Raw genomic sequence first — 23975 nt, forward strand, 5'->3', positions numbered from 1 at the left:
GGGAAATTCGCCCATCGTGCACCTGCGTGCTTTTCTTGGGCAAGGCAAGGCGCTAGACTGCGCGCGGGCGGGATGCCGCAAGTGAGTATCAACAGGACCGGACAAACCGGCGAGGCGCGCTTTTTGAGCGTGTTCACAGGCAAGGGGCAAAGCATGTTTATTCAATCGGGTGGCAAGGGGTCACGACTACGCGCAGGCTGGAAAACGCTGGCGATGGCCGGACTTGGGCTTGCGGTTCTGGCAGGCTGTGACGACAGTGGGCAGTTCGCCAATCCGTTCCAGGCCAAACCGGGCCAGACGGCCGAGGGCACGGCCGGGACCTCGACCGTGAAACTGGTCGAACGTGATGTCGAGGCGCCGGATGTCTTTCAGGTCACCGATATGGGCCTTTGGGATGGTCGCCCCTCGCTTGGCGGGGTCTGGGTGGCGCATCCGGATGTCAAAGACCCAGAGCGGGTGATTATCCGCAACACGGCCAATTCGAAATTCGTGATAGGCGCGCTGTTTCGTCGTGAGCGCGATAATCCCGGCCCGGCATTGCAGGTCTCTTCGGATGCCGCCAACGCCCTTGGCATGCTGGCCGGCGCGCCGGCGCAACTCAACGTGACCGCGCTGCGGCGCGAGGAAACCCCTGTTGCCGACGCTGCCCCGGAGGATGCGCAGACCGCAGAGCTTGCCGCGCCGAGCGACATTGAGGCGACCTCGCTTGACCCGGTCGCAGGCGCTGCCGCCGCGATTGACGCCGCCGAGGCCGAGGCCGCTGCACCTGCCACACCGGCCCCTGCGGCCGCCGCCCCGCCAAAACCCGCGCCGGCACCCGCAGCAGCGCCCGCGCGCCGCGCCTCGTCGCTTGAAAAGCCATTCATCCAGATCGGGATTTTCAGCGTCGAACAGAACGCCAGCAATACCGCCACCGCCATGCGGCAGGCCGGAATGGTGCCCACGGTGATCGAGCAGACATCGCAGGGCAAAAAGTTCTGGCGTGTCATTGTCGGTCCGGCCACAACCACATCTGAGCGGGGTGTTTTGCTCAAGAAGATCAAGGGCATCGGCTTTGATGATGCCTATCCTGTCACCAATTGATCCGGGGGGCGTCATGACGCTTTTCTTCCGACGTATAGTGTCATCCATCGTGCTGGGCCTTGCTCTGGCGCATCCGGTGCAGGCATTTGACACCGGGGCCAAGGCGGCCTTTGTGTTTGACATGACCACCGGCACGGTGCTGCTGGACAGGAACGCCGATACGCCATTGCCGCCGGCCTCGATGTCCAAGCTGATGACGCTTTACGTTGCCTTCGAGGCGATCCGCGATGGCCGCCTGTCGCTGGACGAGCGTCTGCCGGTGTCGCGTCACGCCATGAGCTATGGCGGCTCGACGATGTTTCTGGACACCACCGATCGCGTCAGGGTCGAGGATCTGCTGCGCGGCATTATCGTGTTGTCGGGCAATGACGCCTGCGCCGTGATCGCCGAAGCGCTAAGCCCCGACGGATCAGAGGCGGGCTTTGCCACCTTCATGACGCAGCGCGCCCAGCAGATGGGCATGACCAACTCGACCTTCAAGAATTCGAACGGCTGGCCCGCGCCGGGCCATGAGATGAGCATGCGTGACCTTGCGCTTCTGGCGCGTCACATCATCACCGACTTCCCGGATTTCTATCCGATGTTTTCCGAAACCGAGTTTCAGTTTGATGGGCGCGCGCCGCGCAACTCGCAAAACCGCAATCCGCTTCTGAGTCTCGGGGTCGGCGCGGATGGCCTCAAGACCGGGCACACCCAACAGGCGGGCTATGGTCTGACCGGGTCGGCCAAACAGGGCGATCGTCGGGTGGTTTTCGTGCTGTCGGGTCTTGAAAGCGCACAGGCCCGCGCCCGCGAATCCGAGGCGGTGGTCAACTGGGCCTTTCGCCAGTTTGCCCGGAAATCCGTGGTAAAGGCGGGCGAAGAAGTGGCGCGCGCACCGATCTGGATGGGCGAGGCCGATAGCGTTGGCCTGACCCCGGCAGAGGACGTGAGCACCCTTATGCCAGTTCTCGGGAGCAGCGTTCTCAAGGCAGAGGTTGTCTTTACCGGGCCGGTTCGCGCGCCGGTCAAGAAGGGCGATCAGATCGCAGAGCTGGTCTTTGCGCCAGAGGGCTTGCCGGAAACCCGCGTGCCGCTGGTCGCTGCCGAAGACGTGGCCAAGGGCGGCTTTACCGCGCGTCTGCGCACGGTCTCGGGGCTGTTGCTGACGCGGTTGCAACAAGGGCCCGAGGGGGCGCTTTGAGCGGGCCGGGCCTTTTCATCAGTTTCGAGGGCATCGACGGCTCCGGCAAATCCACGCAGGCCCGGCTTTTGGCCGAGGCCTTGCGCGCGCAGGGGCGCGATGTGGTGCTGACCCGCGAACCGGGCGGAAGCCCGGGCGCCGAGGAAATCCGCAAACTCGTGCTGACGGGCGACGGCGACCGCTGGTCGGCGGAAACCGAACTGCTTTTGTTCACGGCAGCTCGGCGCGACCACCTTGAGCGCACGATTGCCCCGGCGATTGCCGCCGGACAGGTGGTGATCTGCGACCGCTTTGCCGATAGCACGCGGATGTATCAGGGGCTAAGCCGCAGCGATTTGCGCGCGGCGGTGGATCAGTTGCACGACCTGATGATCGGGCGAGAACCGGACCTGACGCTGTTGATTGATATCGACCCTGCCACCGGGCTTGGCCGGGCCTTGTCGCGTGGTGGCCATGAAGAGCGATTTGAATCCTTCGGCGAGGGCCTCCAGCAAAAGATGCGCGCCGGATTTCTGGCGCTGGCCGAGGAATTTTCCGACCGGATCGTGGTTATCGACGGCAATCGCGCACTTGAGGATGTGGCGCTTGATGTGGCCGCCGCTGCCGGGGCGCGCCTGCCATGAGCACCAGCGATTTGCCGGAACCCGACCGCGTCGAGGGCGCGCCGCATCCGCGCGAAACCGCGCAGGTGATCGGGCAGGGGGCGGCCGAGGCCGAATTCCTTGACGCCTTCAACACCGGGCGGCTGCATCACGGCTGGCTGATCACCGGGCCGCGCGGCGTCGGCAAGGCGACGCTGGCCTGGTCAATCGCGCGGTTTCTTTTGGCCGCCCCGCTGGTGCAGGACGACGGGCTTTTCGGCGCACCGCCACTGCCCACATCGCTTGATGTCGCGCCGGATCATCCGGTGGCGCGCCGGGTTCTGGCGCTCTCGGATCCGGGGCTTTTTTTGTTGCGGCGCGGCGCGACCGAAAAGGGCGACCGGCTGGCCAGCGAGATCCTGGTCAAAGAAGTGCGTCGCCTTGGCAATTTCTTTTCCCTCTCGGCGGCGGATGGCGGGCGGCGGGTGGTGATCGTCGATGCCGCCGATGACCTCAACACCCAGGCCGCCAACGCGATCCTGAAAATGCTCGAAGAGCCGCCCGCGCGCACCACGATCCTGTTGATCAGCCATCAGCCCTCGGGGCTTTTGCCGACGATCCGCTCGCGCTGTCGCACGCTTCGGCTGCATCCCCTGGCGGCCCCCGAGATGGCGCAGGCGCTTGATCAGGCGGGGATTATCCCCGAAGGCGATGCGGGTGCCCTGGCCGAACTTTCGGGCGGGTCGGTCGGCGAGGCGGTGCGCCTGATCAATCTTGGCGGGCTCAAGATCTATAGCGAACTCGTCGGCCTGCTCGACAGCCTGCCGCGGCTTGACCGGCCGCGCGCGCTCAAGCTGGCCGAGGCGGCGGCGACGCGCGGCGCCGAAGAGCGGCTTGACCTCTTGATGGGGCTGACCGACCTTTTGCTGGCGCGGCTGGCGCGCACGGGTGCGATTGGCCATCCCCCGGCAATCGAGGCCGCGAACGGCGAGGCGGTGCTTTTGGCGCGACTGTCCTCGACGCCGCAAATGGCGCGGGCCTGGGCCGATTGCGCGCAAGAGATCGGTGCGCGCGCCCGACACGGGCGGGCGGTCAACCTTGACCCGGCCGCTCTGGTGCTTGATACGGTGTTCAAAATCCAGAAAACCGCCGCAGGCTAAGGCCCGCGCAAGGATAGACATGACCCAAACGATCAAGATCACCGACAGCCATTGCCATCTCGATTTCCCCGATTTCGACGCCGAGCGCGATCAGGTGATCGAGCGTGCGCTTGACGCGGGCGTGCATCGCATGGTCACGATCTGCACCAAGCTGCGCAGCGAACCCCAGGTGCGCGCCATCGCGGAAAAATACGCGCCGGTGTTTTATGCCGCCGGCACCCACCCGATGAGTGCCGCGTCAGAGCCGATGGTGAGTGTCGATGACCTCATTCGCCTTGCCGCCCATCCCAAGTTTGTCGGCATCGGCGAAACCGGGCTTGATTATCACTACACCTCTGAAAGCGCCGAGGTGCAAAAGCAAAGCCTGCGGGTGCATATCGAGGCCGCGCGCCAGACCGGCCTGCCGCTTATCATCCATGCGCGCGGGGCCGATGAGGACATGGCGCAGATTTTGACCGAGGAAATGAAAAACGGCGCCTATACCTGCGTCATGCATTGCTTTTCCTCGGGGCCAGAGCTGGCCAGGGCGGCGCTTGAGCTTGGGTTTTATTTGTCGATGTCGGGCATCGCCACATTCCCCAAAAGCCAGGACGTGCGCGATATCTTTGCGAGCGCCCCGGTGGACCGCATTCTGGTGGAAACCGACGCGCCTTACCTTGCGCCGCCGCCCTATCGCGGCAAACGCAACGAGCCGGCCTATACCTTTCACACCGCCCAAAGGGGCGCCGAGGTGTTCGGCATGGATTGGCCCGCCTTCGCCGCCCAGACCGAGGCGAATTTCGAGCGTCTTTTCTCCAAGGCGGTGCTGTGATGGGCGAGCTGCGCTTTACCATTCTCGGCTGTGGGTCATCGGGTGGCGTGCCGCGCCTTGGCGGGCATTGGGGCGATTGCGACCCGGATAACCCCAGGAACACCCGTCGCCGCTGTTCGCTTTTGATCGAACGCGAAGACGAGGGCGGCGTGACCCGCATTCTGGTTGACAGCTCGCCTGATCTGCGCGCCCAGCTTCTGGATGCAGGCGTCGGCGCGCTTGATGCGGTGGTCTATACCCATAGCCACGCCGATCATGTGCATGGCATCGACGATCTGCGCATGATCGTGTTCAACATGCGCCAACGCCTTCCGGTCTGGGCCGATGGCGACACGCAAAACGCGCTTTACGCGCGCTTTGGCTATGCCTTCACCCAGCCCGAGGATAGCCCCTATCCGCCGATCCTTGACATGCACACCATCAACGGGCCGTTCGAGATCACCGGCGCCGGGGGGGCGGTGTCCTTGCACCCGTTCGAGGTCAATCACGGCTCGATTGAGGCGCTTGGCTTTCGGGTGGGCGGCTTTGCCTATCTGCCCGATGTGGCGGCGATCCCCGAGGATGTCTGGCCGGTGCTTGAGGGGCTGGATTGCTGGGTGCTGGATGCGCTGCGCCGCACGCCGCACCCGACCCATGCACATCTTGCGCAGGCGCTTGACTGGATGGCGCGCGCCGCGCCGCGCCGGGGGATCCTGACCAATATGCATATCGACATGGATTATCAGACCCTCGTCGAAGAACTGCCCGAGCATATAGCGCCGGCCTATGATGGGATGACCATCCGCTATCCGGTCTGAGGCGATGCAGGCCCTGATCGAAGTCATCCTGCCGGTCTTTCTTGTGATCGGCTTTGGCTATCTGGCGGTCTGGCGCGGCTGGTTCAGCCAGGCAGGCGTTGACGGGCTCATGGCCTTCACCCAGAAATTCGCCATTCCCTGCCTGTTGTTCACCGCGATCTCGCGGCTCGATCTGGGCCAGAGCTTTGACTGGCGCCTGCTCACCAGCTTTTACGCCGGGGCGTTGTCGGGGTTTCTTCTGGGGCTGTTCGGCGCGCGCTATCTTTTCTCGCGCACCTGGGAAGACGCGGTCGCCATCGGCTTTTGCTGTTTGTTCTCAAACTCGGTTCTGCTTGGCCTTCCGATCATGGAGCGGGCCTATGGCGCGGCCGCGATGACCGCGAATTTCGCCATTATCTCAATGCACTCGCCGTTTTGCTATGGCATCGGCATCACCGTGATGGAGGTCGTCAAGGCGCGCGGCGCGGCGGGGCCAGCGGTGCTGGTCAAGGTGCTCAAGGCGATGTTTTCCAACACGCTCATCATGGGCGTGGCGCTTGGTTTTGCGGTCAACCTCTCGGGGTTTGCCCTTCCGGGGCCGGTGAATGATGCGCTGGATCTGATGGTGCGCGCGGCGTTGCCGGCGGCCTTGTTCGGGCTTGGCGGGGTGTTGGTGCAATACCGCCCCGAGGGCGATTTGCGGGTGATCTTTTACGTTTGCGCGGTGGCGCTTGTGGCACATCCTCTGATCACCTTCGGGCTTGGCCGGGCGTTTGATCTCTCGGATGCGTCACTGCGCTCGGCGGTGGTGACCGGGGCGATGGCGCCGGGCGTTAACGCCTATATCTTCGCCAATATTTATGGTCACGCGAAACGCGTGGCGGCCTCAAGCGTGCTTTTGTCCACCGCGCTGACGATTGTCACCGCCTGGGTCTGGCTTCAGGTTCTGCCCTGAGCGGGCGGGTTATTCGGTCTTGATGGGCGCACCGCCGACAAAGGCATTGCCATTGGCGTAATCGCAGGGCGCCTCCTGCATTTCCAGATGCAGGCCACTGTCGGTATAGGGATGCGCGCGCGCCAGATCCTCATCGACCTCGATGCCAAGACCGGGGGTGTCGGGCGGCACGACAAAGCCATGCTCGACGCGAATCGTGCCTTTGATCAGATCGTTGTGAAAGCCGGTCTCGATGGTTTCGGCCATCAGGATATTGGGGATCGAGGTGGCCAGGTGGATGTTGGCTGCCCATTCCACCGGGCCTGCGTAAAGATGCGGGGCGATCTGGGCGTTATAGACCTCAGCCATGGCGGCAACCTTTTTCATCTCCCAGATACCACCCGCGCGCCCCAAGGCGGGTTGAAGGATGCTCGCGGCACCGGCGCGCAGGACGGGGGCGAATTCGGCCTTGGTGGTCAGCCGCTCGCCGGTGGCGACAGGGATGTTCACCGCGCCCGCAACCCGCGCCATCTCGGGGATATTGTCGGGCGGAACGGGTTCTTCATACCAGAGCGGCGCATAGGGCTCGATCGCCTTGCCAAGGCGGATCGCGCCGGCGGTGGTAAACTGACCATGGGTGCCGAACAACAGGTCAGCGCGATCCCCCACGGCCTCGCGGATGGCACGACAAAAGGCCACCGAGAGCGAGATGTCCGACATCGCAGGCATATGCCCGCCGCGCATCGTATAGGGGCCGGCCGGGTCGAACTTGATCGCGGTAAAGCCGCGCGCCACGCAATCAAGCGCCGACTCCGCCGCCATTTCGGGCGATGTCCAGAAGGCGGTAAGATCGTGATGCGGCAGCGGGTAGAGATAGGTATAGGCGCGGATGCGCTCATTCATCTTGCCGCCCAAAAGCGCATAGACCGGGCGGCCGCGCGCCTTGCCAAGGATATCCCAACAGGCGATTTCCAGGCCCGAAAAGGCGCCCATGACCGTGAGGTCGGGGCGTTGCGTGAAGCCCGAGGAATAGGCGCGGCGGAACATCAGCTCGATATTTTCGGGATTCTCGCCCTGAATGTGGCGGCTGAACACATCCTTGATGACGCCGCGCATCGCCTCTGGGCCGATGGTGCTTGCATAGCATTCGCCCCAGCCGGTGATGCCGTCGTCGGTGGTGAGCTTGACCAATATCCAGTAGCGCCCGCCCCAGCCCGGTGCGGGCGGGGCGGTGACGATGATGTCGAGGTCCCTGAGTTTCATGTCATGCTCCGATCTGTGAGACGGGTTTCGGATCGCGTTCCGCGATCCGACCGGGTGGGGGGCGCTGCCCCCCACACCCCCCGGGATATTTATGGCAAGAAGAAGGGGTGGGTCATTTGAAGAGGATCACGTTGCGCCGGGCGGCGCCGGTCTTGGTGTCGGCGATGGCCTCGTTGATCTGATCGAGGCGCCAGCGGCCCGAGATGAGTTCGTCGAGTTTGAGGCGGCCCTGTTGGTAGAGGTCGACCATCCAGGGGATATCGCGGCGGATGACAACCTCGCCCGCGTAGGAGCCGATCATCGACTGGCCTGCGGCGGCGAAGCTTACGGCCTCGTAAGAAGAGGGTGAGCCGCTATGGGGCATGCCGACCATAATCATCTTGCCGCCCCCCGCGAGGTAGCGCGGGGCGACGTCATAAGCGGCGGCGGCGCCGACGGTGACGAGCACTACATCGGCGCCGCGCCCCATCGCGGCCTTGGCGGCGCGCCAGGGTTTGTCGCCCGTGGCAAGCACGCCGTCGGTGGCGCCGAATTCGAGGGCGACGGCGAGTTTCTCCTCGTTCATGTCGACCGCTACGATGCGCCGGGCACCGGCGATGCGCGCGCCCTGAATGGCGTTGAGGCCGACGCCGCCGGCGCCGATCACCACCACGTCCTGACCGGCACGCAGGCCTGCGGCGTTGACCACGGCGCCGACGCCGGTAATCACGCCGCAGGCCAGAAGGCAGGCCGAGGCCATGTCGATGCCCGCAGGCAGTTTCACGATCTGGCTTTGGTCGACCACGACCTTTTGCGCGAAGGCCCCGCAGGCCATCGCCTGATGCAGGGTGCCGCCCGAGGTGGTGCTGAGCGGGCCAAGGTCGCCGTCATAACGGGTTTCGCATCCTGTCGGGCGTCCCGAGCCGCAACTTGGGCAAGAGCCGCAGGAGCGGATCAGGGTGACGACGACCGGGTCGCCGGTTTCAAAGCCGGTAACGCCCTCGCCGATGGCGCTTATGCGGCCGGCGGCTTCGTGGCCATAGACCGCCGGCAACGACCCGCCCCAGCCACCCTCGGCATAGGAAATGTCGGAGTGACAGACGGCCACGGCATCCAGATCGACCAGGACCTCGCCGCGTTCGGGCGCGCGCAGCTCGACGTCCTCGATGACAAGCGGCGCGCCGAAGCTGTGACACACGGCGGCTTTGATGGTTGGCATGGCGACGCTCCTTTTTGCGTTTCGGGCAGGTGACCCGGATTCGCGCGCCATCGCAAGGGGGGATTGCAGGATGGGCGCCCGCAACGGCGCCCTTGAGGTGTCAGATGTGGCCCGTGGCGCGGAGGAAGTCGCGCAGTTGGCGGGCATAGGCCTCTGGCTGATCTACCGGGGGCACATGGCCCGCGCGGCGGATAAGGTGAAACTGCGAGCCGGGGATAAGATCAACGGTTTCGCGCACAAGATCAGGCGGGGTCGAGCCATCCTCGGAGCCCGCAATGCCAAGCGTCGGCAGGCGCAGCCCCGAAGTTGGCGTGTAGAAATCCGTGCCTGAAATGGCTGAAGCGCAACCGATGTAGCCCTCTGGATCATGCCGCGTCAAAACGTTGAGCCAGGGCAGGTGCCTGTTTTCCTTCATGAACGCGCGGGTGAACCAGCGCTCGCAAGAAGCGCGGGCAAGCTCTGCCATGCCGCCCGCGCGGGCGGTGGCGATGCGGCTGGCCCAGATCTCGGGGGTGGCGATTTTGGCGGCGGTATTGGACAGAACCATGGCGCGCACAAGATCGGGCCGCTTTACCGCCAGCCCCTGCGCCACCATCCCGCCAATCGAGAGGCCGACGAACATCGCCTCACGCACCGAAAGGTGATCCAAGAGACGCTCAGCGTCGCGCACCAGGGTGCCCATCGAATAGGGCGCGGCCGGGCAGGACGAGAGGCCATGACCGCGCGCGTCATAGCGGATGATGCGCAGGCCCGGCGGCAAATGTGGCAGGATCGCACCCCAAAGCAGCGTGCCGGTGCCAAGCGCATGCGCGAACACAATCGGCGCGCCCTTTGGGTCACCCTCGTCGAGATAATGCAGCCTTATGTCGTCAAATTCCGCAAACGCCATGGCCAGACCTCAGGCAAACCGGGCGAGGGCGGTCTGAAAGACCTCGGCATCGACATTGCCGCCCGAAATGGTGGCAAATACCGCGTCGCCCTCGATCTGATCGGCGTGAAACAGGGCGGCTGCAAGCGCCACGGCGCCGCCCGGTTCGGCGACGACCTTGAGCCGCGACCAGGCGAGGGCCATGGCGTGCAGGCATTGATCCTCGCTCACGACAAGGCCGGGACCACACAGCCGCTGCATGATCGGAAAAGTGATCTCGCCGGGCTGTGGCGTTACGATGGCGTCGCAGAGGCTTCCGGAAAGACGCGCGTTACGCTCGATCTTGCCAGAGACAAGCGAGCGGGTGACATCGTCGAACCCCTGCGGCTCGCAGGGGCGGGCGCGCAGACCCGGCGCATCGGCCTCAAGTGCAAGCGCGATGCCAGAGGTCAGTCCGCCACCGCCACAACAGACCAGAACGTCGGCCTTGGCCACGCCAAGCGCGACCGCGTCCTCGGCGATCTCAAGGCCGATGGTGCCTTGCCCGGCAATCACCTGTGGCTCGTCATAGGGTTTGATCAGGGTCAGGCCGCGTTCGCCCGCAAGACGCGCGCCGATGGCATCGCGATCCTCGGTGGCGCGATCATAAAGCACCACCTCGGCCCCAAGCGCGCGGGTGTTGTCGATTTTCATGCGCGGTGAATCGCCCGGCATGATGATCACCGAAGCCACGCCATGTTCGCGCGCCGCCAGGGCCACGCCCTGGGCATGGTTGCCGCTTGAAAATGCGATCACACCACGGGCGCGGGCGTCGGGGTCAAGCGCTGAAACCGCCGAGCGCGCGCCGCGATACTTGAAGCTTCCGGTGTGTTGCAGGCATTCGGGTTTCACGAACACCCGCCGCCCGGCGATCTCATCCAGAAACGGCGAGGACAACAGAGGCGTGCGCCGCGCGTGCCCCTTGAGGCGCGCGGCGGCAGAGCGGATCATGGTGATGTCGGTCATGCTGTTTGCTCCAGCAGCGCGTGAATGGCGGCAAGCGCCGGGGCTTCGTCAAGAAAGGGCACATGGCCGCGATCGGGCACCACGGCGGCAATAAGGCCGGGGTGATGCTCTTGCATCTTGGCCAGGGTCGCAGCGGTCAGCAGGTCCGAGTTCTCACCCTTGATCACCGCCAGCGGGATATCTTTGAGTGCGTCGAACAACAGCCAGAGATCGGCCGCCTCGCCGGTGCCGGCCTGACCTGTGAGGGCGTCGCGCAGCTTGGCATCATAGCGCAGCCCAAGCCCGCCGCCGGGTTTTTCGTAAAACATGAACTCGGCCTGCTGGCGCCAACGCTCAAGGCTGACCCCGGCGAAATCGGGGCCATGCACATGGGCAAGCGCTGCGGCGCAGCTGTCAAGGTCGGGCAGGCCTGGTTCCTTGCCGACATAATCCATGATCCGCTCAAGGCCCTTGGCATCCACATCCGGCCCGATATCGTTGAGCACCACCGCCCGGAGGCGCGCCGGGTGGCCATAGGCAAGGGCCATCGCGATCAGCCCGCCGCGCGAGGTGCCGATCAGGGTGACCTGATCAAGCCCGAGGTGGTCGAGCAGTTCAAGCGCATCCTGACCTTCGCGCAGGATGTTGTAATTGGTGAAATCCGCGTCATAGGCCGACTTTCCGCGCCCGCGATAATCCATGCAGATCAACCGGTTATCGGATAGGTGAGGCGCCAAAAAGTTGAAGTCGGCGCTGTTGCGCGTCAGCCCCGCAAGGCAGAGGATCGCACGGCCGTTGCCCGTATCGGTGTAATAAATCTCAAGCCCGTCCGAGGTGGTGAAATGCGCCATCAGGAGCCCGCCAGTGCGGGGATGCCCGTCAGATCGTGGCGTATGCTTGTCGGGCGCGCCGGCAGGCGATCCACCGGATCGCCGGCGCGATTGACCCAGGCCGTAGTAAAGCCATAGCCCGCCGCCGCGCTTGCATCCCAGCCGTTTGAGGACACGAACAGCACCTCGTCGGGCGCACAGCCAAAGCGCGCGCCGACAAGGTCATAGACCACGCGCGCCGGCTTGAATATCCCGACGCTTTCAACCGAGAGAACATCGTCAAGCACATCCCCGATGCCCGCCGATCTGACCGCCCCGTCAAGCATATCCGGCGACCCGTTGGACAGGATCGCGGTGTTCATCCCGGCGTCTTTCAACGCGTGCAGCATGGCGGGGACCTCTGGATAGGCCTCAAGCTCCCAGTAGAGTTGTAACAGGCGCTCGCGCAGATCCCTGTCGTCGCCAAGCCCCTCGGAATCCATCGCCCAGTCAAGCCCGTCCTGCGTGACCTGCCAGAACCCCGTATGCTCGCCCATGACCGCGCGCAGCCAGGTGTATTGCAACTGCTTAAGGCGCCATTTCTCGGCAATCGCGGGCCAATGGCGGGCAAAGACCTCGCGGCCGGGTTCTTGTGCGGCGTTGCGGGCGGCGGCGGCGACGTCGAACAGCGTGCCATAGGCGTCGAAAACACAGGTGGTTATGGGCATGGGGCCTCCGGGGGCAGGGGCGCGCGACTGGGGAAATCCCGGCGCGGCAGACTATGGATTGCGCGCAGAGTGGCACGGATTTTCAGGGGTGGAAAGGCCCTGTCGCATAACGCCCACGTGACCGGCCCGCGGGCAAATCAGGATCGGTTTGCAAATCGTGGCAGGGGTGGTTAGGTTTGCGCATCACTCAAAGCACCCGCGCGATGCGCGGCCTTTAAAACCCATCCCCCCATCACGATTGGATATTTCATGACGCAAGTTAAATCGGGCGATACCGTTCGCATTCATTACACGGGTACGCTGGCCGATGGCAGCACCTTTGACAGCAGCGCAGGCCGCGATCCGCTGGAATTTGCGGTCGGCTCGGGCCAGATCATTCCGGGCCTTGACGCGGCGATACCGGGCATGACCGTGGGCGACAAGAAAACCGTCGAAGTGCCCGCCGATCAGGCCTATGGCCACTCCGATCCCAACGCCCAGCAGGCCGTGCCGCGCGCCGAAATTCCGGCCGATATCCCGCTTGAGGTAGGCACGCAGCTTCAGGTTCAGACGCCCCAGGGGCAGGTCATGCCGGTCACCGTGGTCGAGCTGACCGAAGAACAGGTGGTGCTGGACGCCAACCACCCGCTGGCGGGCAAGGATCTGACCTTTGCCATCGAGCTTGTCGAGATCGCCTGAACGCGCGTTTGCCAATTGGCACAACGATAAAAAACGCGCGCCGTGGACCATCCACGGCGCGCGTTGCGGTTTCCGGGCCAGATTTTTCGGCGAAAAATCTGGCGGTTGCGCGTCAGGCGATGTCGAGCAGAACCGCACCGGCGCGCCCCGGTGTCATCACTGCATCCTGCGCGGCGGCGCACTCCTCTAACGGGTAATGGGCGTGAATGGCCGGGGTCAGGCTGCCATCGGCCAAGGCGCTGTGCAGCCGCGCGATGGCGGCCTGTCGCGGCGCATCGGGCAGAATGTAGATCAGCGTGATATCAATCGTGATCGCCTTGAACAAATACGGCCCGAACGGCAGCACCGGCGTCATGTTGCGGCCCGAGCCATAGGCGGCGATGGTGCCATTGGGGGCCATCACCTCGCCGAGGAGCGCCGCGTTTTCGCCAAACTCGACCTCGATCGCGCGCTCCACGCCCTTGCCCTCCGTATCCTCGATGATCTTGGCCGCAAGGTCGGGATCGGCGTAGTCATACACCTGATCCGCGCCCGCCGCCTTTACACGCTCGACCGCGCCCGCAGAGCAGGTTGCGATCACGCGGGCGCCTGCGCCATGGGCCAGTTGCACTGCGTTATGGCCCACCGCACCGGCCCCCCCTGAGATCAAAAGGGTTTGCCCTGCCACATCGCCGCCGCCAAACACCGTGTGCGCCGCTGTCAGCCCCGGAATGCCAAGTGTCGCGCCGGCGTCAAAGCTCATAGCCTCGGGCAGGGGCACGGCCTGAGTCGCAGGCAGGGCGATATACTCGGCGGCGGTGCCATGGGCGCGTTGCCACTGACCATTCCAGATCCAGACCCGCTCGCCGATGCGGGCGGTGTCAACGCCGCTCCCGACCGCCTCGATCACGCCGGCGCCGTCGGAATGGGGGATGATTCGATCAAAGGCGGGCTTGGTCACGCCGGGGCGCGCACCGGCACGGGCCTTGGCATCCGACGGGTTCACCCCCGAGACATGAAGCCGTACCAGAACCTCGCCCGGTGCCGGGCTTGGGGTGTCGATCTCGATCAGGCCAAGCACATCGCTTGCGGGGCCGAAGGCTGAATAGGAAATTGCGCGCATGTCAGAGGGGCCTTTTTGTCAGTGGGGGACACCGTTCACGCCTAAGCTGACGGCGCAGAACGGCAGGAAAGCAATGTTGGTTTGATCGTCGTGCAGGGTGATGATCCCAAGGTCGGGCGCCTCGGCGGCTGGCGTGAAACTCTCCCAATTCCAGGTCGGCACCGGTGGTGGCGCCTGGTAGAGCGCCGAGCGCAGGCTACTGAAGGCGATCCGGCCGATATGCCCCGAGACCGGGCGATGCACATGCCCGAAACAAAGCTGGCGCACCGCCGGGAACCGCGCCAGTAGATCCAGAAGCGCGGCCCCGTTTTCCAACCGGTCCGGGTCAAGCATCGGCAGATCGAGGGCCATCGGCGGGTGATGCAGAAAGACGAGGGTTGCCTTGTCGGGGTTTGCCAGCAACGCGCGTTCAAGCCAGTCAAGCCGTTCGGCGCAAAGCAGGCCAGAGGCCACGCCGGGGTTCAGGCTGTCAAGGCAGAGAACGCGCGCCTGCGGCAGCTCGATCGCATATTGCGCAAAGCCGGGCATCGCGCCATCCGGCAGGCCTAGATGCTCAGGAACCATCGCGCGGTCGTCATGGTTGCCGGTCATCGGCCACCAAGGAATAGCAAGCCGGTCAAGCTCTGTGGCAAGCGCGCGGTAATTCGCGGGTGTGGCGGTTTCAACCATATCGCCCGAGATCAGGCAAAGATCGGCAGCGCCATAGTTCTTGTTGATAAAGGAAATCGTCACATCCAGCCGCGCGCGCGGATCGTGGCCCAGAACCGTGCCGTATTCTTCAAAATGCAGATCGCTCAGCCAGATGATCCGGGTATCGCCTGTCCGGGTGTTGCCTGTCTGTGTCGACTCAGCCCTGTCGGCTGTCATTTCCGGCGCAGGCGGATGACCACATCGACCGAGGCAATCTCGGCGCCCTCTGGCGCGTCAGGCACCTGCGTGATCTTGAGCTGATCGGCGGGCGCATCCGACAGGGTGCCGGTGTCTTCCCAATAGAAATGCGGGTGATCATGGGTGTTGGTGTCAAAATAGCTTTTTGAGCCGTCAACCGTTACCTCTTGCACAAGGCCGACCTCGCAAAACGCGCGCAGCGTATTATAAACCGTGGCCAGAGAGACGCTCTCGCCCATGTCCTGAACATTGGCAAACAGGCTTTCCGCAGTGACATGGCGGTGCTGGCCATCGCCGACCAGAAGCGTGGCAAGCGCGACACGCTGTCGTGTCGGGCGAAGCCCGGCGCCCGAAAGCCACTGCGTTGCGGTGTTGGTCGCTTGCACTGTCATTTTTCCGTCTTTCCCGTGTTCCTGGGTAATATAGAGGTGGGTCGGGGCTGAATTCAAATAAAAATCACAGGCGTTTCCTTGGGCGGGCATGACGTCGCAGGCTTGCATGCGCCTTTTGCCCGATGATAGAGGGTTTGTTAACACAGGGTTTGGAAAATAAAAGGGGGCCGCCTGAATGGCCGATTATCCTAGCAGCTTTGATCGCGACGACTTGCTGAAATGTGCGCGCGGGGAATTGTTTGGCGAGGGCAATGCGCAATTGCCGGAACCGCCCATGCTCATGATGGACCGCATCACCGAGATTTCCGGCGACGGCGGTGCGCATGGCAAGGGTCATGTGGTGGCCGAATTCGATATCCACCCTGATCTGTGGTTCTTCAAATGCCATTTCCCCGGCAATCCGATCATGCCCGGCTGTCTCGGCCTTGATGGCCTGTGGCAGCTGACCGGGTTCAACCTTGGCTGGCGCGGCTGGAAGGGGCGCGGCTATGCGCTTGGCGTGGGCGAGGTCAAACTGACCGGCATGGTGCGCCCGGACCGCAAGATGCTGACCTATTACGTGGATTTCACAAAAGCAGTGCAGAGCCGCCGCCTGACGATGGGGGTTGCCGACGGCCGGGTTGAGGCCGATGGTGAGGTCATCTATCAGGTGAGTGACATGAAGGTTGCATTGTCGGAAAACTAAGCCTCGCGGAAAAAGGAGTACGCAAATGCGTCGAGTTGTGGTGACTGGTCTGGGAGTTGTCTCCAGTATCGGGAACAATGCCCAAGAGGTGCTGGCCTCGCTCAAGGAGGGGCGGTCGGGTATTACCGCAAATGAGGCGATGGCCGAGCACGGCTTTCGCAGCCAGATCGCCGGGGCGGTGAATATTGACCCGAGCGAGCATATCGACAAACGCGCGCTGCGCTTCATGGGGCCGGGCGCGGCCTATGCCCATATCGCCATGCAGCAGGCGATTGCCGACAGCGGGCTTGAGGACAGCGATATCGTCAATCCGCGCACCGGTCTTGTGGCCGGCTCGGGCGGGCCCTCGACAAGCGCGATGCTTCAGGCCCATCAGGCGGTTCTGAGCAGCGGCGCGACCAAGCGGATCGGGCCCTTTGCGGTGCCCAAATGCATGTGTTCGACGATTTCGGCCAATCTGAGCACGGCGTTCAAGATCAAGGGCATCAACTATTCGATCACCTCGGCCTGTTCGACCAGCCTGCATTGCATCGGCAATGCCGCCGAACAGATCATGATGGGCAAACAGGACGTGATGTTTGCGGGCGGCGGAGAAGAGCTTGACTGGACCCTGTCGTGCCTGTTCGACGCCATGGGTGCGATGAGCAGCAAATATAACGACACCCCCGACAAGGCCAGCCGCGCCTTTGATGCGGGCCGTGATGGCTTTGTCATTTCCGGCGGCGGCGGCATTCTTGTGCTCGAAGAGCTGGATCATGCGCTTGCGCGCGGAGCCAAGATTTACGCCGAGGTGACCGGCTATGCCGCCACCAGCGACGGGCACGACATGGTGGCCCCCTCGGGCGAGGGCGGCGAACGCGCGATGCGGCTTGCGCTTGGCCAGCTCAGCACCGATCGCAAGGTCAGCTATATCAACGCCCACGGCACCAGCACGCCGGTCGGCGATGTCGGCGAAGTCGAGGCCGTGCGCCGCGTCTTCGGCCAGGGGGCAACCCCGCCGATCAGTTCGACAAAATCCATGACCGGCCACAGCCAGGGCGCCACCGGCGCGCAAGAGGCGGTTTATTGCCTGCTCGCTCTGGAACATGATTTCATAATTCCCTCGATCAATGTCGAAACGCTTGATCCCGCGCTGAACCCGGCAGAAATCGCCACCAAGCGGGTGGACAATGCCGGGCTTGATACGGTCATGACCAACAGTTTCGGCTTTGGCGGCACAAACGGCTCGATGCTTCTGAGCAAATATCACGGATGACAAATATATGAACACGTCAATGAAGGGCAAACGCGGGCTGATCATGGGGGTGGCGAATGACCGCTCGATCGCCTGGGGCATTGCCCGCGCGCTGCATGAGGCCGGGGCCGAACTGGCCTTTAGCTATCAGGGTGAGGCGTTTGGCAAGCGGTTGGAGCCACTGGCGGCAAGTGTCGGGTCGGATTTCATGGTCGATGTGGATGTGACCGATGATGCATCGCTGGACGCCGCGTTCGAGGCTCTTGGCGCGCGGTGGCCGACGATTGATTTTGTCGTGCATGCGATTGCGTTTTCCGACAAGTCCGAGCTTACCGGCCGGTTTTTGAACACCAGTCGGGCGAATTTCAAAAACTCGATGGATATCTCGTGTTACTCCTTCATCGAAGTGGCGCGCCGGGCGCACCCGTTGATGAAGGAAAACGGCGGCACGTTGCTGACACTGACCTATCAGGGATCAAACCGGGTTGTGCCCAGCTATAACGTGATGGGCGTGGCCAAGGCGGCGCTTGAGGCGGCGACCCGCTATCTGGCCAATGACCTTGGTCCCGATGGCATCCGCGTCAACGCCATCAGCCCCGGCCCGATGAAAACCCTCGCCGGCGCGGCGATTGGCGGCGCGCGCAAGACCTTCAAGCATACCGAGCAGAATGCGCCGCTGCGCGCCAATGCCACGCTTGAGGCGATTGGCGGAACGGCGGTTTACCTGGCCTCGGATGCGGGCGCCTGCACCTCGGGCGAGATCATTCGCGTCGATGGTGGCTATCACGTGCTTGGCATGCCGCAGGCCGACAACCTGTAAGTCCGAAACGGACCGTTTTCGGCCCAAAAAATGCCATTATGCGATAATACCTCATTCGCATGATGACCCAAAGATATAGTACCCCCCAGCGACAAGAACGTTATCAGGCCCGCGCCAAACGGGCCCGCTTTTGGGCTTGGCCAGTGCGGATCGCGATGATCGGCTGTGTCGGCGCAGCAATCTGGCAGGAGCCGGCTTTGTCGCCCAAAGCGCATGCCATGCTCAAGGATGTTGCAGGGCGCGCCAACGAGCGGCTTGAACGCTCTGGCGTGGCGCAATCCTATCTGACCGCCCTGTCCGGGCCAGCGGTGAGTGCGACGGACAAATAAAGCCTGCAAAGGACTGCCGCGGATCGCGCGATCCCCGCGAGGGGCAGCAGCCAAGCGGCGCATTTTCGTGCGGGACTGCGTAAGAAACATGTGATCCCTGAGGCCCTTGGCCGTGGCGCGACCCTTGCGGGCACCTTGACCACCACCGGCGACGGCGGCATGACCGAAGAAGAGCGCGGCCATTCCAAAACGCTGGTCTACCAGGTGCTGCCCTCGCGCTATGGCATGAACCCCGATGACCTGCGGCGCGCCGATGCGATCGAGGTCGTGATCGGTCAGGGCGCCAAGCCGGGCGGCGGCGGCATGCTTCTGGGGCAAAAGATCACCGACCGGGTCGCCGAGATGCGCACCCTGCCCAAGGGCATCGACCAGCGCTCGGCCTGTCGTCACCCCGATTGGACCGGCCCCGACGATCTTGAAATCAAGATCCTCGAACTGCGCGAAATCACCGGCTGGGAAAAGCCGATCTATGTGAAAATCGGCGGCACGCGGCCCTATTATGACACCACTCTGGCGGTCAAGGCGGGGGCCGATGTGGTGGTTCTCGACGGCATGCAAGGCGGCACAGCAGCCACCCAGGACGTGTTCATCGAACACGTCGGCCTGCCGACGCTGGCCTGTATCCGCCCCGCCGTTCAGGCGCTTCAGGACATGGGCCTGCACCGCGAGGTACAGCTTGTGGTTTCGGGCGGCATCCGCACCGGGGCCGATGTGGCCAAGGCGCTTGCGCTTGGCGCGGATGCAGTTGCCATCGGCACCGCCGCCATGGTCGCACTTGGCGACAACGATCCGCGATGGGAATCCGAGTATAACGCGCTTGGCACCACCACCGGCGCCTATGACGACTGGCACGAAGGCCGCGACCCGGCCGGCATCACCACCCAGGACCCGACCCTTTCGGCGCGCCTTGATCCGGTTGCGGCGGGTCGGCGTCTGCGCAATTATCTGGCCGTTCTCACGCTTGAGGCCCAGACAATCGCGCGCGCCTGCGGTCACAACAACCTGCACAACCTTGAACCCGAAGACCTCTGCGCGCTGACGATGGAAGCGGCCGCAATGGCGCGCGTGCCGCTTGCCGGCACCACGTGGATCCCCGGTCAGGGCGGGTTCTGAACACACCTGCCCCCGGCACAGATGTCCGGGGGCCAATTAATGAACGACAACAGGGAAAAGCAAAGACATGGCCAAGGATCTTGCTCAATTCGCCGCCGAGAACGGCGTAAAATATTTCATGGTATCCTACACCGATCTGTTCGGCGCGCAGCGCGCCAAGATGGTCCCCGCCCAGGCGATTGCCGGCATGCAAAAGGACGGCGCCGGCTTTGCGGGTTTTGCCACATGGCTTGACCTGACCCCGGCGCATCCCGACATGCTTGCCGTGCCTGACCCGGAGGCGGTCATCCAACTTCCCTGGAAGCCCGAGGTCGCCTGGGTGCCCGCCAATTGCGTGATGGATGACGCCAAGCTTTCGCAGGCGCCGCGCAACGTGCTTTTGCGCCAGATCAAAGCCGCCGCCGATATGGGGCTGACCATCAAGACCGGCATCGAGGCGGAATTCTTCCTGCTTGATCCCACCGGGGTCGAGGTCTCGGACAAGTTCGATACCGCCGAGAAACCCTGTTACGATCAACAGGCGATCATGCGCCGCTATGACGTGATTGCCGAGATCAGCGATTACATGCTCGATCTGGGCTGGGGCCCCTATCAGAGCGACCACGAAGACGCCAACGGCCAGTTCGAGATGAACTGGGAATTCGACGATGTGCTGGCCACCGCCGACAAGCATTCCTTCTTCAAGTTCATGGTCAAATCCGTCGCCGAGAAACACGGGCTGCGCGCCACCTTCATGCCCAAACCCATTCAGGGGCTGACCGGCAACGGCTGTCACGCGCATATCTCGATCTGGGACAAGGCGGGCAAGACCAACCTCTTTACCGACGGCACCCACGACCTTGGCATGTCCGACACCGGCTGGCATTTCCTTGGCGGGATCATGAAACACGCCTCGGCGCTTGCGGCGATCACCAACCCGACCGTCAACAGCTATAAGCGCATCAATGCCCCGCGCACCATGTCGGGGGCCACATGGGCGCCCAATACCGTGACATGGACCGGCAACAACCGCACCCATATGGTGCGCGTGCCCGGCGCCGGGCGGTTTGAATTGCGCCTTCCCGATGGCGCGGCCAACCCCTACCTCATGCAGGCGGTGATCATCGCCGCGGGTCTGTCGGGCATCAACAGCAAGGCCGACCCCGGCAAGCGGCTTGATATCGACATGTACAAGGACGGCCACACCGTCAAGGATGCGCCGCCCCTGCCCCTCAACATGCTCGACGCCCTGCGCTTTTTCGATCAGGACAGCGCGCTTAAATCCGCCCTCGGCGATGAGTTTTCAGCCGCCTTCATGAAGCTCAAGCATCAGGAATGGAATGCCTTCGTGTCGCATTTCTCTCACTGGGAACGCGAAAACACACTCGATATCTAAGTCCCTCCCCCGCCACCTTTTCCCGAGGGCGGGGCACCTGCGCCGGTATCGCACTTGCGACCGGCGCAGTTTTTTATCTGCACCCGCCTTTGGGGGTCTGATGCCAGAGGGCGCAGACCTGTATCAAATAGCTGGCAGATGTTTTCATCAGAAAACACCTCTTAATCTTACACCCGCACGAACTGACAAGCCGCAGACTTTCCCGCCCATAACCACAGCCCTGCGATCAAGTCAGCTGCAACCGCAGCATTCAGAAATAGCGGCGGACAGCGGACCTTCGCTGCAATCTGCATAGAGGTCTGCAATGCGGACGAAACCGCCATCGGGGGCGTCGGACGCAGATGACCGCCGCGCACAACAAACTTGCAGGTCTCAGGGTGGAACTGCCGCCTGCCTTTGGCAGGCCGCAAGGCCAACATCTGGATGCAGGTCAACGCAAAACACCGGCCAAGCGACCGGTGTTCTGGATATGTCACGACATTCGATTAATGTCGCAGGCCCGCAGTCACCGTTCCGGAGCGGCTTCGCACACACCAGCGCGACAACGTTTGCCCTCACGGAAACAGGCTATGATTTTGGGGAAATCACAAACTAAAGGCTCCTCGGGGGCTTCGCCGCAGTTTCCGTCTGAACCACCAAGCAAGTCGGCCATTCTGATTTCGAAATTGGTTGCGTTTGCGGTGTTGTGTGCCTCCAGCAACGGATCAATCTTGGTCTGCATTTTCAAGCAGGCATTGACACTCGCGTCGGCGTCGAGTGAATCGCAATCCATGGCAGTACAGAATGCGTTGCACAGCCCGTTAAGCTTTCAGTCAAATTCTACCCCGCAGAAAAATTCCTCTTGTGCCGTTTTTGCCTCCGGGTCGAACCCTTCGGGTATAGTCTGCGCATAAGCCGCCGGGCCGAAAAATACGATCGCGACGAAACCAAGCCTGACGCATGCGGCGCCAAGTCTTGACGCCATGGATAAAAACAGAGCCAATACCGGTGATAATTTCATTTATTCCAACCCCTTAGCCACCCACCTTTGTGGTGGCAATTATTATTGAGCGGACAGGCCATTGCGTGTCGCGCATGCGTTAATGTCGTTTGGTCGTAAGGCGCAAATACCCGGGCCGACGCTCCGGTTTCATCTCTGCGGGTCAGTTGCCGCTTAGCAAGATCGTGCGACGATTAGACACGATTCCGTGACCAAGTCGAGTTTTTATGCACATTGGCCCTGACATTCACGCTATGGTTGTCAGGTGCGCAATTTTCTCTTGGCGGCGTCCAAAAGGACCGCGCCCAAGCTCGCCTCATCCCCAGGCGATGCCTTTTTTTGATGGGGCACCATGTGAAGGCCCGTTGGCTCCATGTTGTTACCATTGCAGAAGGACTCTTACGTGCCGTTAGCTGCGCTCTGCAACAAGGTCCGGTAAGGGCCGTTACCGTAGCATTCTACCCTCTCCCTTATCAGCCCCTCTTTGCCGCTCCTGATACCTTAGCTTACAGATACCATTAGCATTTATTCCTTTTGGTTAGCTTAGCTGATAATTATAACCAAGGTCACAGCCAGACACCCACCCGAAAAGGGGCCCGCCCGTGACCGCCGCCCAAGAAACGCTTGATGTCACCGTCCATCGCGGCACCACCCGTGGCGCGCGCTATGACAGCTTTCAGGTCCCCGCCCACGCAAGCCAGACCGTGCTTGATGTGGTCTCGTGGATTCAGCAGTTCGCCGATCCGACCCTTAGCTATCGCTTTGCCTGTCGGGTTGGCATGTGCGGGTCTTGCGCGATGATGGTCAACGGCACCCCGCGCTGGACCTGCCGCACCCATATCAAAAAGGTCGCGCCCGACGGCAAGCTGTTGATCGAGCCGCTGCGCAATCTGCCGGTGATCAAGGATCTGGCCGCCGACATGGACCCGTTCTTTGACAAATGGACCGCCGCCGAGGCCCAGCATCACCCAAGCCAGACCCGCCATGACCCGATTGAACCCATCGACCCGACCGACGCCACCCGCGCCGAGGCCGATCTTGGCGTCGAATGCATCAACTGCGCGATCTGCTATGCCGCCTGTGACACGGTGGCGGGCAATCCCGATTATCTCGGCCCCGCCGCCCTGCAACGCGCCTGGACCCTTTTGAACGATAGCCGCGACGATGGCCGTCAGAGCATCCTTGACGCGGTCTCGGGCACCGGGGGCTGTCACAACTGTCACTCGATGGGAAGCTGCGCGCAATATTGCCCCAACGACCTTAACCCGATGCGCGCCATTGCCGGGCTGAAACGCGAAACCGCGAAATCGTTTTTCAAGGGTAAACGCAATGCTTGATCTGCGTCTTTACATGCTGCAACGGCTCACCGCGCTTGTGATGGCGCCCTTGGTTCTGGGCCACCTCGCGGTGATGATCTATGCCATTCAGGGCGGGCTAAGCACCGCCGAAATCCTTGGGCGCACACAGGGCAGCGCGCTTTGGTTCGCCTTTTACGGCCTCTTCGTCATTGCCGTTTCGATCCACGCCGCCATCGGCCTGCGGGTGATCGCGCATGAATGGCTCGCCCTCAAAGGCGCGGCGCTCTCGCTCCTCACATGGGGCGCCTGCGCCGCCCTGCTCTTTCTTGGCCTCAGCGCCGTTTTCGTGGTGACCGTGCCATGAAGGCCCCTGCCCGCTCTCATCCGCTTTGGTTTGCCTTTGTGTTGCACCGGGTCTCGGGCCTTGGCCTTGCGCTGTTCCTGCCCGCGCATTTTTGGCTGTTGTCACAGGCGTTGACCAACCCTGCGCGCCTTGACGGGTTTCTGGCCTTCGCCGAAATGCCTCTGGTCAAGCTGGCCGAGTTCGGCCTCGTCTTCCTGCTTGCGGTGCATATGTTCGGCGGTCTTCGCCTTTTGGCGCTTGAATTCCTGCCCTGGTCGGACCGCCAGAAGACCCTGGCGGCGGGGGCGGCTGGCGTCGCTTTCCTGATCTCTACCACCTTTTTCCTGAAAGCGATATAGCC

Annotated in this window: 28 protein-coding genes; 17 read left to right on the forward strand and 11 right to left on the reverse strand. The window is 63.0% G+C overall.

All coding sequences use genetic code 11. The annotated features are described in order from the left end of the window. Positions 1 to 153 precede the first annotated feature (153 nt). Genes BUB78_RS05335 through BUB78_RS05365 form a run of 7 tightly spaced genes read left to right on the forward strand, consistent with a single transcriptional unit; the run spans position 154 to position 6549 of the window. A complete protein-coding gene (locus BUB78_RS05335) occupies positions 154 to 1083 on the forward strand; it encodes an SPOR domain-containing protein (RefSeq protein WP_073196214.1) in 930 nt (309 codons plus the stop codon). A 13-nt stretch (positions 1084 to 1096) separates the two neighbouring features. Next, positions 1097 to 2266, forward strand: coding sequence for a D-alanyl-D-alanine carboxypeptidase family protein (locus BUB78_RS05340; RefSeq protein WP_073195811.1), 1170 nt, complete (start codon positions 1097 to 1099; stop codon positions 2264 to 2266). Beyond that, positions 2263 to 2889, forward strand: a complete 627-nt coding sequence (gene tmk, locus BUB78_RS05345; protein WP_073195812.1) for a dTMP kinase — start codon at positions 2263 to 2265, stop codon at positions 2887 to 2889. The genes BUB78_RS05340 and tmk overlap by 4 nt, the downstream gene beginning before the upstream one ends. After that, on the forward strand, positions 2886 to 4007 hold the full coding sequence (locus tag BUB78_RS05350; RefSeq protein WP_073195814.1) for a DNA polymerase III subunit delta': 1122 nt from the start codon (positions 2886 to 2888) through the stop codon (positions 4005 to 4007). The genes tmk and BUB78_RS05350 overlap by 4 nt, the downstream gene beginning before the upstream one ends. Positions 4008 to 4026: 19 nt before the next feature. Further along, positions 4027 to 4818 (forward strand): TatD family hydrolase, encoded by a 792-nt coding sequence (locus BUB78_RS05355; RefSeq protein WP_073195816.1) that lies wholly within the window; start codon positions 4027 to 4029, stop codon positions 4816 to 4818. Then, entirely contained in the window at positions 4818 to 5615 is a 798-nt protein-coding gene (locus tag BUB78_RS05360; protein WP_073195818.1) for an MBL fold metallo-hydrolase, read from the forward strand. The genes BUB78_RS05355 and BUB78_RS05360 overlap by 1 nt, the downstream gene beginning before the upstream one ends. A gap of 4 nt (positions 5616 to 5619) precedes the next feature. Next, positions 5620 to 6549, forward strand: a complete 930-nt coding sequence (locus BUB78_RS05365) for an AEC family transporter (protein WP_073195819.1) — start codon at positions 5620 to 5622, stop codon at positions 6547 to 6549. 9 nt (positions 6550 to 6558) lie between these two features. Here the strand turns inward: BUB78_RS05365 and BUB78_RS05370 are convergent, their stop codons facing one another. From BUB78_RS05370 to BUB78_RS05395, 6 genes are all read right to left on the reverse strand, one after another. Continuing rightward, positions 6559 to 7791 (reverse strand): mandelate racemase/muconate lactonizing enzyme family protein, encoded by a 1233-nt coding sequence (locus BUB78_RS05370; protein ID WP_073195821.1) that lies wholly within the window; start codon positions 7789 to 7791, stop codon positions 6559 to 6561. Between the two features lie 112 nt (positions 7792 to 7903). Next, complete coding sequence (locus BUB78_RS05375) at positions 7904 to 8989, reverse strand: alcohol dehydrogenase catalytic domain-containing protein (protein WP_073195823.1); 1086 nt, start codon at positions 8987 to 8989, stop codon at positions 7904 to 7906. A gap of 100 nt (positions 8990 to 9089) precedes the next feature. After that, positions 9090 to 9878 (reverse strand): 3-oxoadipate enol-lactonase, encoded by a 789-nt coding sequence (gene pcaD / locus BUB78_RS05380; protein WP_073195824.1) that lies wholly within the window; start codon positions 9876 to 9878, stop codon positions 9090 to 9092. A 9-nt stretch (positions 9879 to 9887) separates the two neighbouring features. After that, positions 9888 to 10862 (reverse strand): threonine ammonia-lyase, encoded by a 975-nt coding sequence (locus BUB78_RS05385; RefSeq protein ID WP_073195826.1) that lies wholly within the window; start codon positions 10860 to 10862, stop codon positions 9888 to 9890. Continuing rightward, the gene (locus BUB78_RS05390) at positions 10859 to 11692 is read right to left on the reverse strand and encodes an alpha/beta fold hydrolase (protein ID WP_073195828.1); all 834 of its coding nucleotides are present in this window, start codon (positions 11690 to 11692) and stop codon (positions 10859 to 10861) included. The genes BUB78_RS05385 and BUB78_RS05390 overlap by 4 nt, the downstream gene beginning before the upstream one ends. Beyond that, positions 11692 to 12378, reverse strand: coding sequence for a haloacid dehalogenase type II (locus BUB78_RS05395; protein WP_073195830.1), 687 nt, complete (start codon positions 12376 to 12378; stop codon positions 11692 to 11694). The genes BUB78_RS05390 and BUB78_RS05395 overlap by 1 nt, the downstream gene beginning before the upstream one ends. Positions 12379 to 12627: 249 nt before the next feature. On the opposite strand from BUB78_RS05395, the gene BUB78_RS05400 reads away from it, so the two are divergent. After that, entirely contained in the window at positions 12628 to 13056 is a 429-nt protein-coding gene (locus tag BUB78_RS05400; protein ID WP_073195832.1) for an FKBP-type peptidyl-prolyl cis-trans isomerase, read from the forward strand. 112 nt (positions 13057 to 13168) lie between these two features. Here the strand turns inward: BUB78_RS05400 and BUB78_RS05405 are convergent, their stop codons facing one another. Genes BUB78_RS05405 through irrA form a run of 3 tightly spaced genes read right to left on the reverse strand, consistent with a single transcriptional unit; the run spans position 13169 to position 15438 of the window. Beyond that, a complete protein-coding gene (locus BUB78_RS05405; protein WP_073195834.1) occupies positions 13169 to 14158 on the reverse strand; it encodes an NADPH:quinone reductase in 990 nt (329 codons plus the stop codon). Positions 14159 to 14176: 18 nt separating this feature from the next. After that, positions 14177 to 15025, reverse strand: a complete 849-nt coding sequence (locus BUB78_RS05410; RefSeq protein WP_073195836.1) for a phosphodiesterase — start codon at positions 15023 to 15025, stop codon at positions 14177 to 14179. Next, complete coding sequence (gene irrA, locus BUB78_RS05415; protein WP_073196215.1) at positions 15022 to 15438, reverse strand: iron response transcriptional regulator IrrA; 417 nt, start codon at positions 15436 to 15438, stop codon at positions 15022 to 15024. Before irrA ends, BUB78_RS05410 begins: the two co-directional genes overlap by 4 nt. 175 nt (positions 15439 to 15613) lie before the next feature. Between irrA and fabA the strand changes: the two genes are divergently transcribed. The 6 genes from fabA to glnT all read left to right on the forward strand — a co-directional run bounded on the left by fabA (position 15614) and on the right by glnT (position 20994). Next, complete coding sequence (gene fabA / locus BUB78_RS05420; protein WP_073195838.1) at positions 15614 to 16123, forward strand: bifunctional 3-hydroxydecanoyl-ACP dehydratase/trans-2-decenoyl-ACP isomerase; 510 nt, start codon at positions 15614 to 15616, stop codon at positions 16121 to 16123. Positions 16124 to 16148: 25 nt separating this feature from the next. After that, the gene (gene fabB / locus BUB78_RS05425; RefSeq protein WP_073195840.1) at positions 16149 to 17378 is read left to right on the forward strand and encodes a beta-ketoacyl-ACP synthase I; all 1230 of its coding nucleotides are present in this window, start codon (positions 16149 to 16151) and stop codon (positions 17376 to 17378) included. A gap of 7 nt (positions 17379 to 17385) precedes the next feature. Further along, positions 17386 to 18177: an enoyl-ACP reductase FabI gene (locus BUB78_RS05430; RefSeq protein ID WP_073195842.1), complete on the forward strand. Its 792-nt coding sequence runs from the start codon at positions 17386 to 17388 to the stop codon at positions 18175 to 18177. Positions 18178 to 18236: 59 nt separating this feature from the next. Next, positions 18237 to 18506, forward strand: coding sequence for a hypothetical protein (locus BUB78_RS05435; protein ID WP_073195844.1), 270 nt, complete (start codon positions 18237 to 18239; stop codon positions 18504 to 18506). A gap of 90 nt (positions 18507 to 18596) precedes the next feature. Then, positions 18597 to 19619 (forward strand): FMN-binding glutamate synthase family protein, encoded by a 1023-nt coding sequence (locus BUB78_RS05440; protein WP_245813365.1) that lies wholly within the window; start codon positions 18597 to 18599, stop codon positions 19617 to 19619. Positions 19620 to 19686: 67 nt separating this feature from the next. Continuing rightward, positions 19687 to 20994 carry a type III glutamate--ammonia ligase gene (gene glnT / locus BUB78_RS05445; protein WP_073195846.1) on the forward strand — a complete coding sequence of 436 codons (1308 nt, stop codon included), beginning with the start codon at positions 19687 to 19689 and terminating at the stop codon, positions 20992 to 20994. A gap of 505 nt (positions 20995 to 21499) precedes the next feature. Here the strand turns inward: glnT and BUB78_RS05455 are convergent. Both BUB78_RS05455 and BUB78_RS20250 read right to left on the reverse strand, forming a co-directional pair. Further along, positions 21500 to 21766 (reverse strand): hypothetical protein, encoded by a 267-nt coding sequence (locus BUB78_RS05455; RefSeq protein ID WP_073195850.1) that lies wholly within the window; start codon positions 21764 to 21766, stop codon positions 21500 to 21502. 36 nt (positions 21767 to 21802) lie between these two features. Next, a complete protein-coding gene (locus BUB78_RS20250; RefSeq protein ID WP_139279260.1) occupies positions 21803 to 21994 on the reverse strand; it encodes a hypothetical protein in 192 nt (63 codons plus the stop codon). Positions 21995 to 22575: 581 nt separating this feature from the next. On the opposite strand from BUB78_RS20250, the gene BUB78_RS05460 reads away from it, so the two are divergent. Genes BUB78_RS05460 through sdhC form a run of 3 tightly spaced genes read left to right on the forward strand, consistent with a single transcriptional unit; the run spans position 22576 to position 23973 of the window. Next, positions 22576 to 23310 (forward strand): succinate dehydrogenase/fumarate reductase iron-sulfur subunit, encoded by a 735-nt coding sequence (locus BUB78_RS05460; protein ID WP_073195852.1) that lies wholly within the window; start codon positions 22576 to 22578, stop codon positions 23308 to 23310. After that, entirely contained in the window at positions 23303 to 23635 is a 333-nt protein-coding gene (locus tag BUB78_RS05465; RefSeq protein WP_073195854.1) for a succinate dehydrogenase, read from the forward strand. The genes BUB78_RS05460 and BUB78_RS05465 overlap by 8 nt, the downstream gene beginning before the upstream one ends. Continuing rightward, positions 23632 to 23973 (forward strand): succinate dehydrogenase, cytochrome b556 subunit, encoded by a 342-nt coding sequence (gene sdhC, locus BUB78_RS05470; protein WP_073195856.1) that lies wholly within the window; start codon positions 23632 to 23634, stop codon positions 23971 to 23973. The genes BUB78_RS05465 and sdhC overlap by 4 nt, the downstream gene beginning before the upstream one ends. The last annotated feature ends 2 nt before the right edge of the window (positions 23974 to 23975 follow it).

Source organism: Roseovarius marisflavi (assembly GCF_900142625.1).
GTDB classification, from domain to species: Bacteria; Pseudomonadota; Alphaproteobacteria; order Rhodobacterales; family Rhodobacteraceae; genus Roseovarius; species Roseovarius marisflavi.

Bases quoted from the DNA above. Each gene is read 5' to 3' on its own strand.
- BUB78_RS05335 (WP_073196214.1), top strand. From the start codon at position 154: ATGTTTATTCAATCGGGTGGCAAGGGGTCACGACTACGCGCAGGCTGG.
- BUB78_RS05340 (WP_073195811.1), top strand. From the start codon at position 1,097: ATGACGCTTTTCTTCCGACGTATAGTGTCATCCATCGTGCTGGGCCTT.
- BUB78_RS05350 (WP_073195814.1), top strand. From the start codon at position 2,886: ATGAGCACCAGCGATTTGCCGGAACCCGACCGCGTCGAGGGCGCGCCG.
- BUB78_RS05355 (WP_073195816.1), top strand. From the start codon at position 4,027: ATGACCCAAACGATCAAGATCACCGACAGCCATTGCCATCTCGATTTC.
- BUB78_RS05360 (WP_073195818.1), top strand. From the start codon at position 4,818: ATGGGCGAGCTGCGCTTTACCATTCTCGGCTGTGGGTCATCGGGTGGC.
- BUB78_RS05365 (WP_073195819.1), top strand. From the start codon at position 5,620: ATGCAGGCCCTGATCGAAGTCATCCTGCCGGTCTTTCTTGTGATCGGC.
- BUB78_RS05370 (WP_073195821.1), bottom strand. From the start codon at position 7,791: ATGAAACTCAGGGACCTCGACATCATCGTCACCGCCCCGCCCGCACCG.
- BUB78_RS05375 (WP_073195823.1), bottom strand. From the start codon at position 8,989: ATGCCAACCATCAAAGCCGCCGTGTGTCACAGCTTCGGCGCGCCGCTT.
- pcaD (WP_073195824.1), bottom strand. From the start codon at position 9,878: ATGGCGTTTGCGGAATTTGACGACATAAGGCTGCATTATCTCGACGAG.
- BUB78_RS05385 (WP_073195826.1), bottom strand. From the start codon at position 10,862: ATGACCGACATCACCATGATCCGCTCTGCCGCCGCGCGCCTCAAGGGG.
- BUB78_RS05390 (WP_073195828.1), bottom strand. From the start codon at position 11,692: ATGGCGCATTTCACCACCTCGGACGGGCTTGAGATTTATTACACCGAT.
- BUB78_RS05395 (WP_073195830.1), bottom strand. From the start codon at position 12,378: ATGCCCATAACCACCTGTGTTTTCGACGCCTATGGCACGCTGTTCGAC.
- BUB78_RS05400 (WP_073195832.1), top strand. From the start codon at position 12,628: ATGACGCAAGTTAAATCGGGCGATACCGTTCGCATTCATTACACGGGT.
- BUB78_RS05405 (WP_073195834.1), bottom strand. From the start codon at position 14,158: ATGCGCGCAATTTCCTATTCAGCCTTCGGCCCCGCAAGCGATGTGCTT.
- BUB78_RS05410 (WP_073195836.1), bottom strand. From the start codon at position 15,025: ATGACAGCCGACAGGGCTGAGTCGACACAGACAGGCAACACCCGGACA.
- irrA (WP_073196215.1), bottom strand. From the start codon at position 15,438: ATGACAGTGCAAGCGACCAACACCGCAACGCAGTGGCTTTCGGGCGCC.
- fabA (WP_073195838.1), top strand. From the start codon at position 15,614: ATGGCCGATTATCCTAGCAGCTTTGATCGCGACGACTTGCTGAAATGT.
- fabB (WP_073195840.1), top strand. From the start codon at position 16,149: ATGCGTCGAGTTGTGGTGACTGGTCTGGGAGTTGTCTCCAGTATCGGG.
- BUB78_RS05430 (WP_073195842.1), top strand. From the start codon at position 17,386: ATGAACACGTCAATGAAGGGCAAACGCGGGCTGATCATGGGGGTGGCG.
- BUB78_RS05435 (WP_073195844.1), top strand. From the start codon at position 18,237: ATGATGACCCAAAGATATAGTACCCCCCAGCGACAAGAACGTTATCAG.
- glnT (WP_073195846.1), top strand. From the start codon at position 19,687: ATGGCCAAGGATCTTGCTCAATTCGCCGCCGAGAACGGCGTAAAATAT.
- BUB78_RS05455 (WP_073195850.1), bottom strand. From the start codon at position 21,766: ATGGATTGCGATTCACTCGACGCCGACGCGAGTGTCAATGCCTGCTTG.
- BUB78_RS20250 (WP_139279260.1), bottom strand. From the start codon at position 21,994: ATGAAATTATCACCGGTATTGGCTCTGTTTTTATCCATGGCGTCAAGA.
- BUB78_RS05465 (WP_073195854.1), top strand. From the start codon at position 23,303: ATGCTTGATCTGCGTCTTTACATGCTGCAACGGCTCACCGCGCTTGTG.
- sdhC (WP_073195856.1), top strand. From the start codon at position 23,632: ATGAAGGCCCCTGCCCGCTCTCATCCGCTTTGGTTTGCCTTTGTGTTG.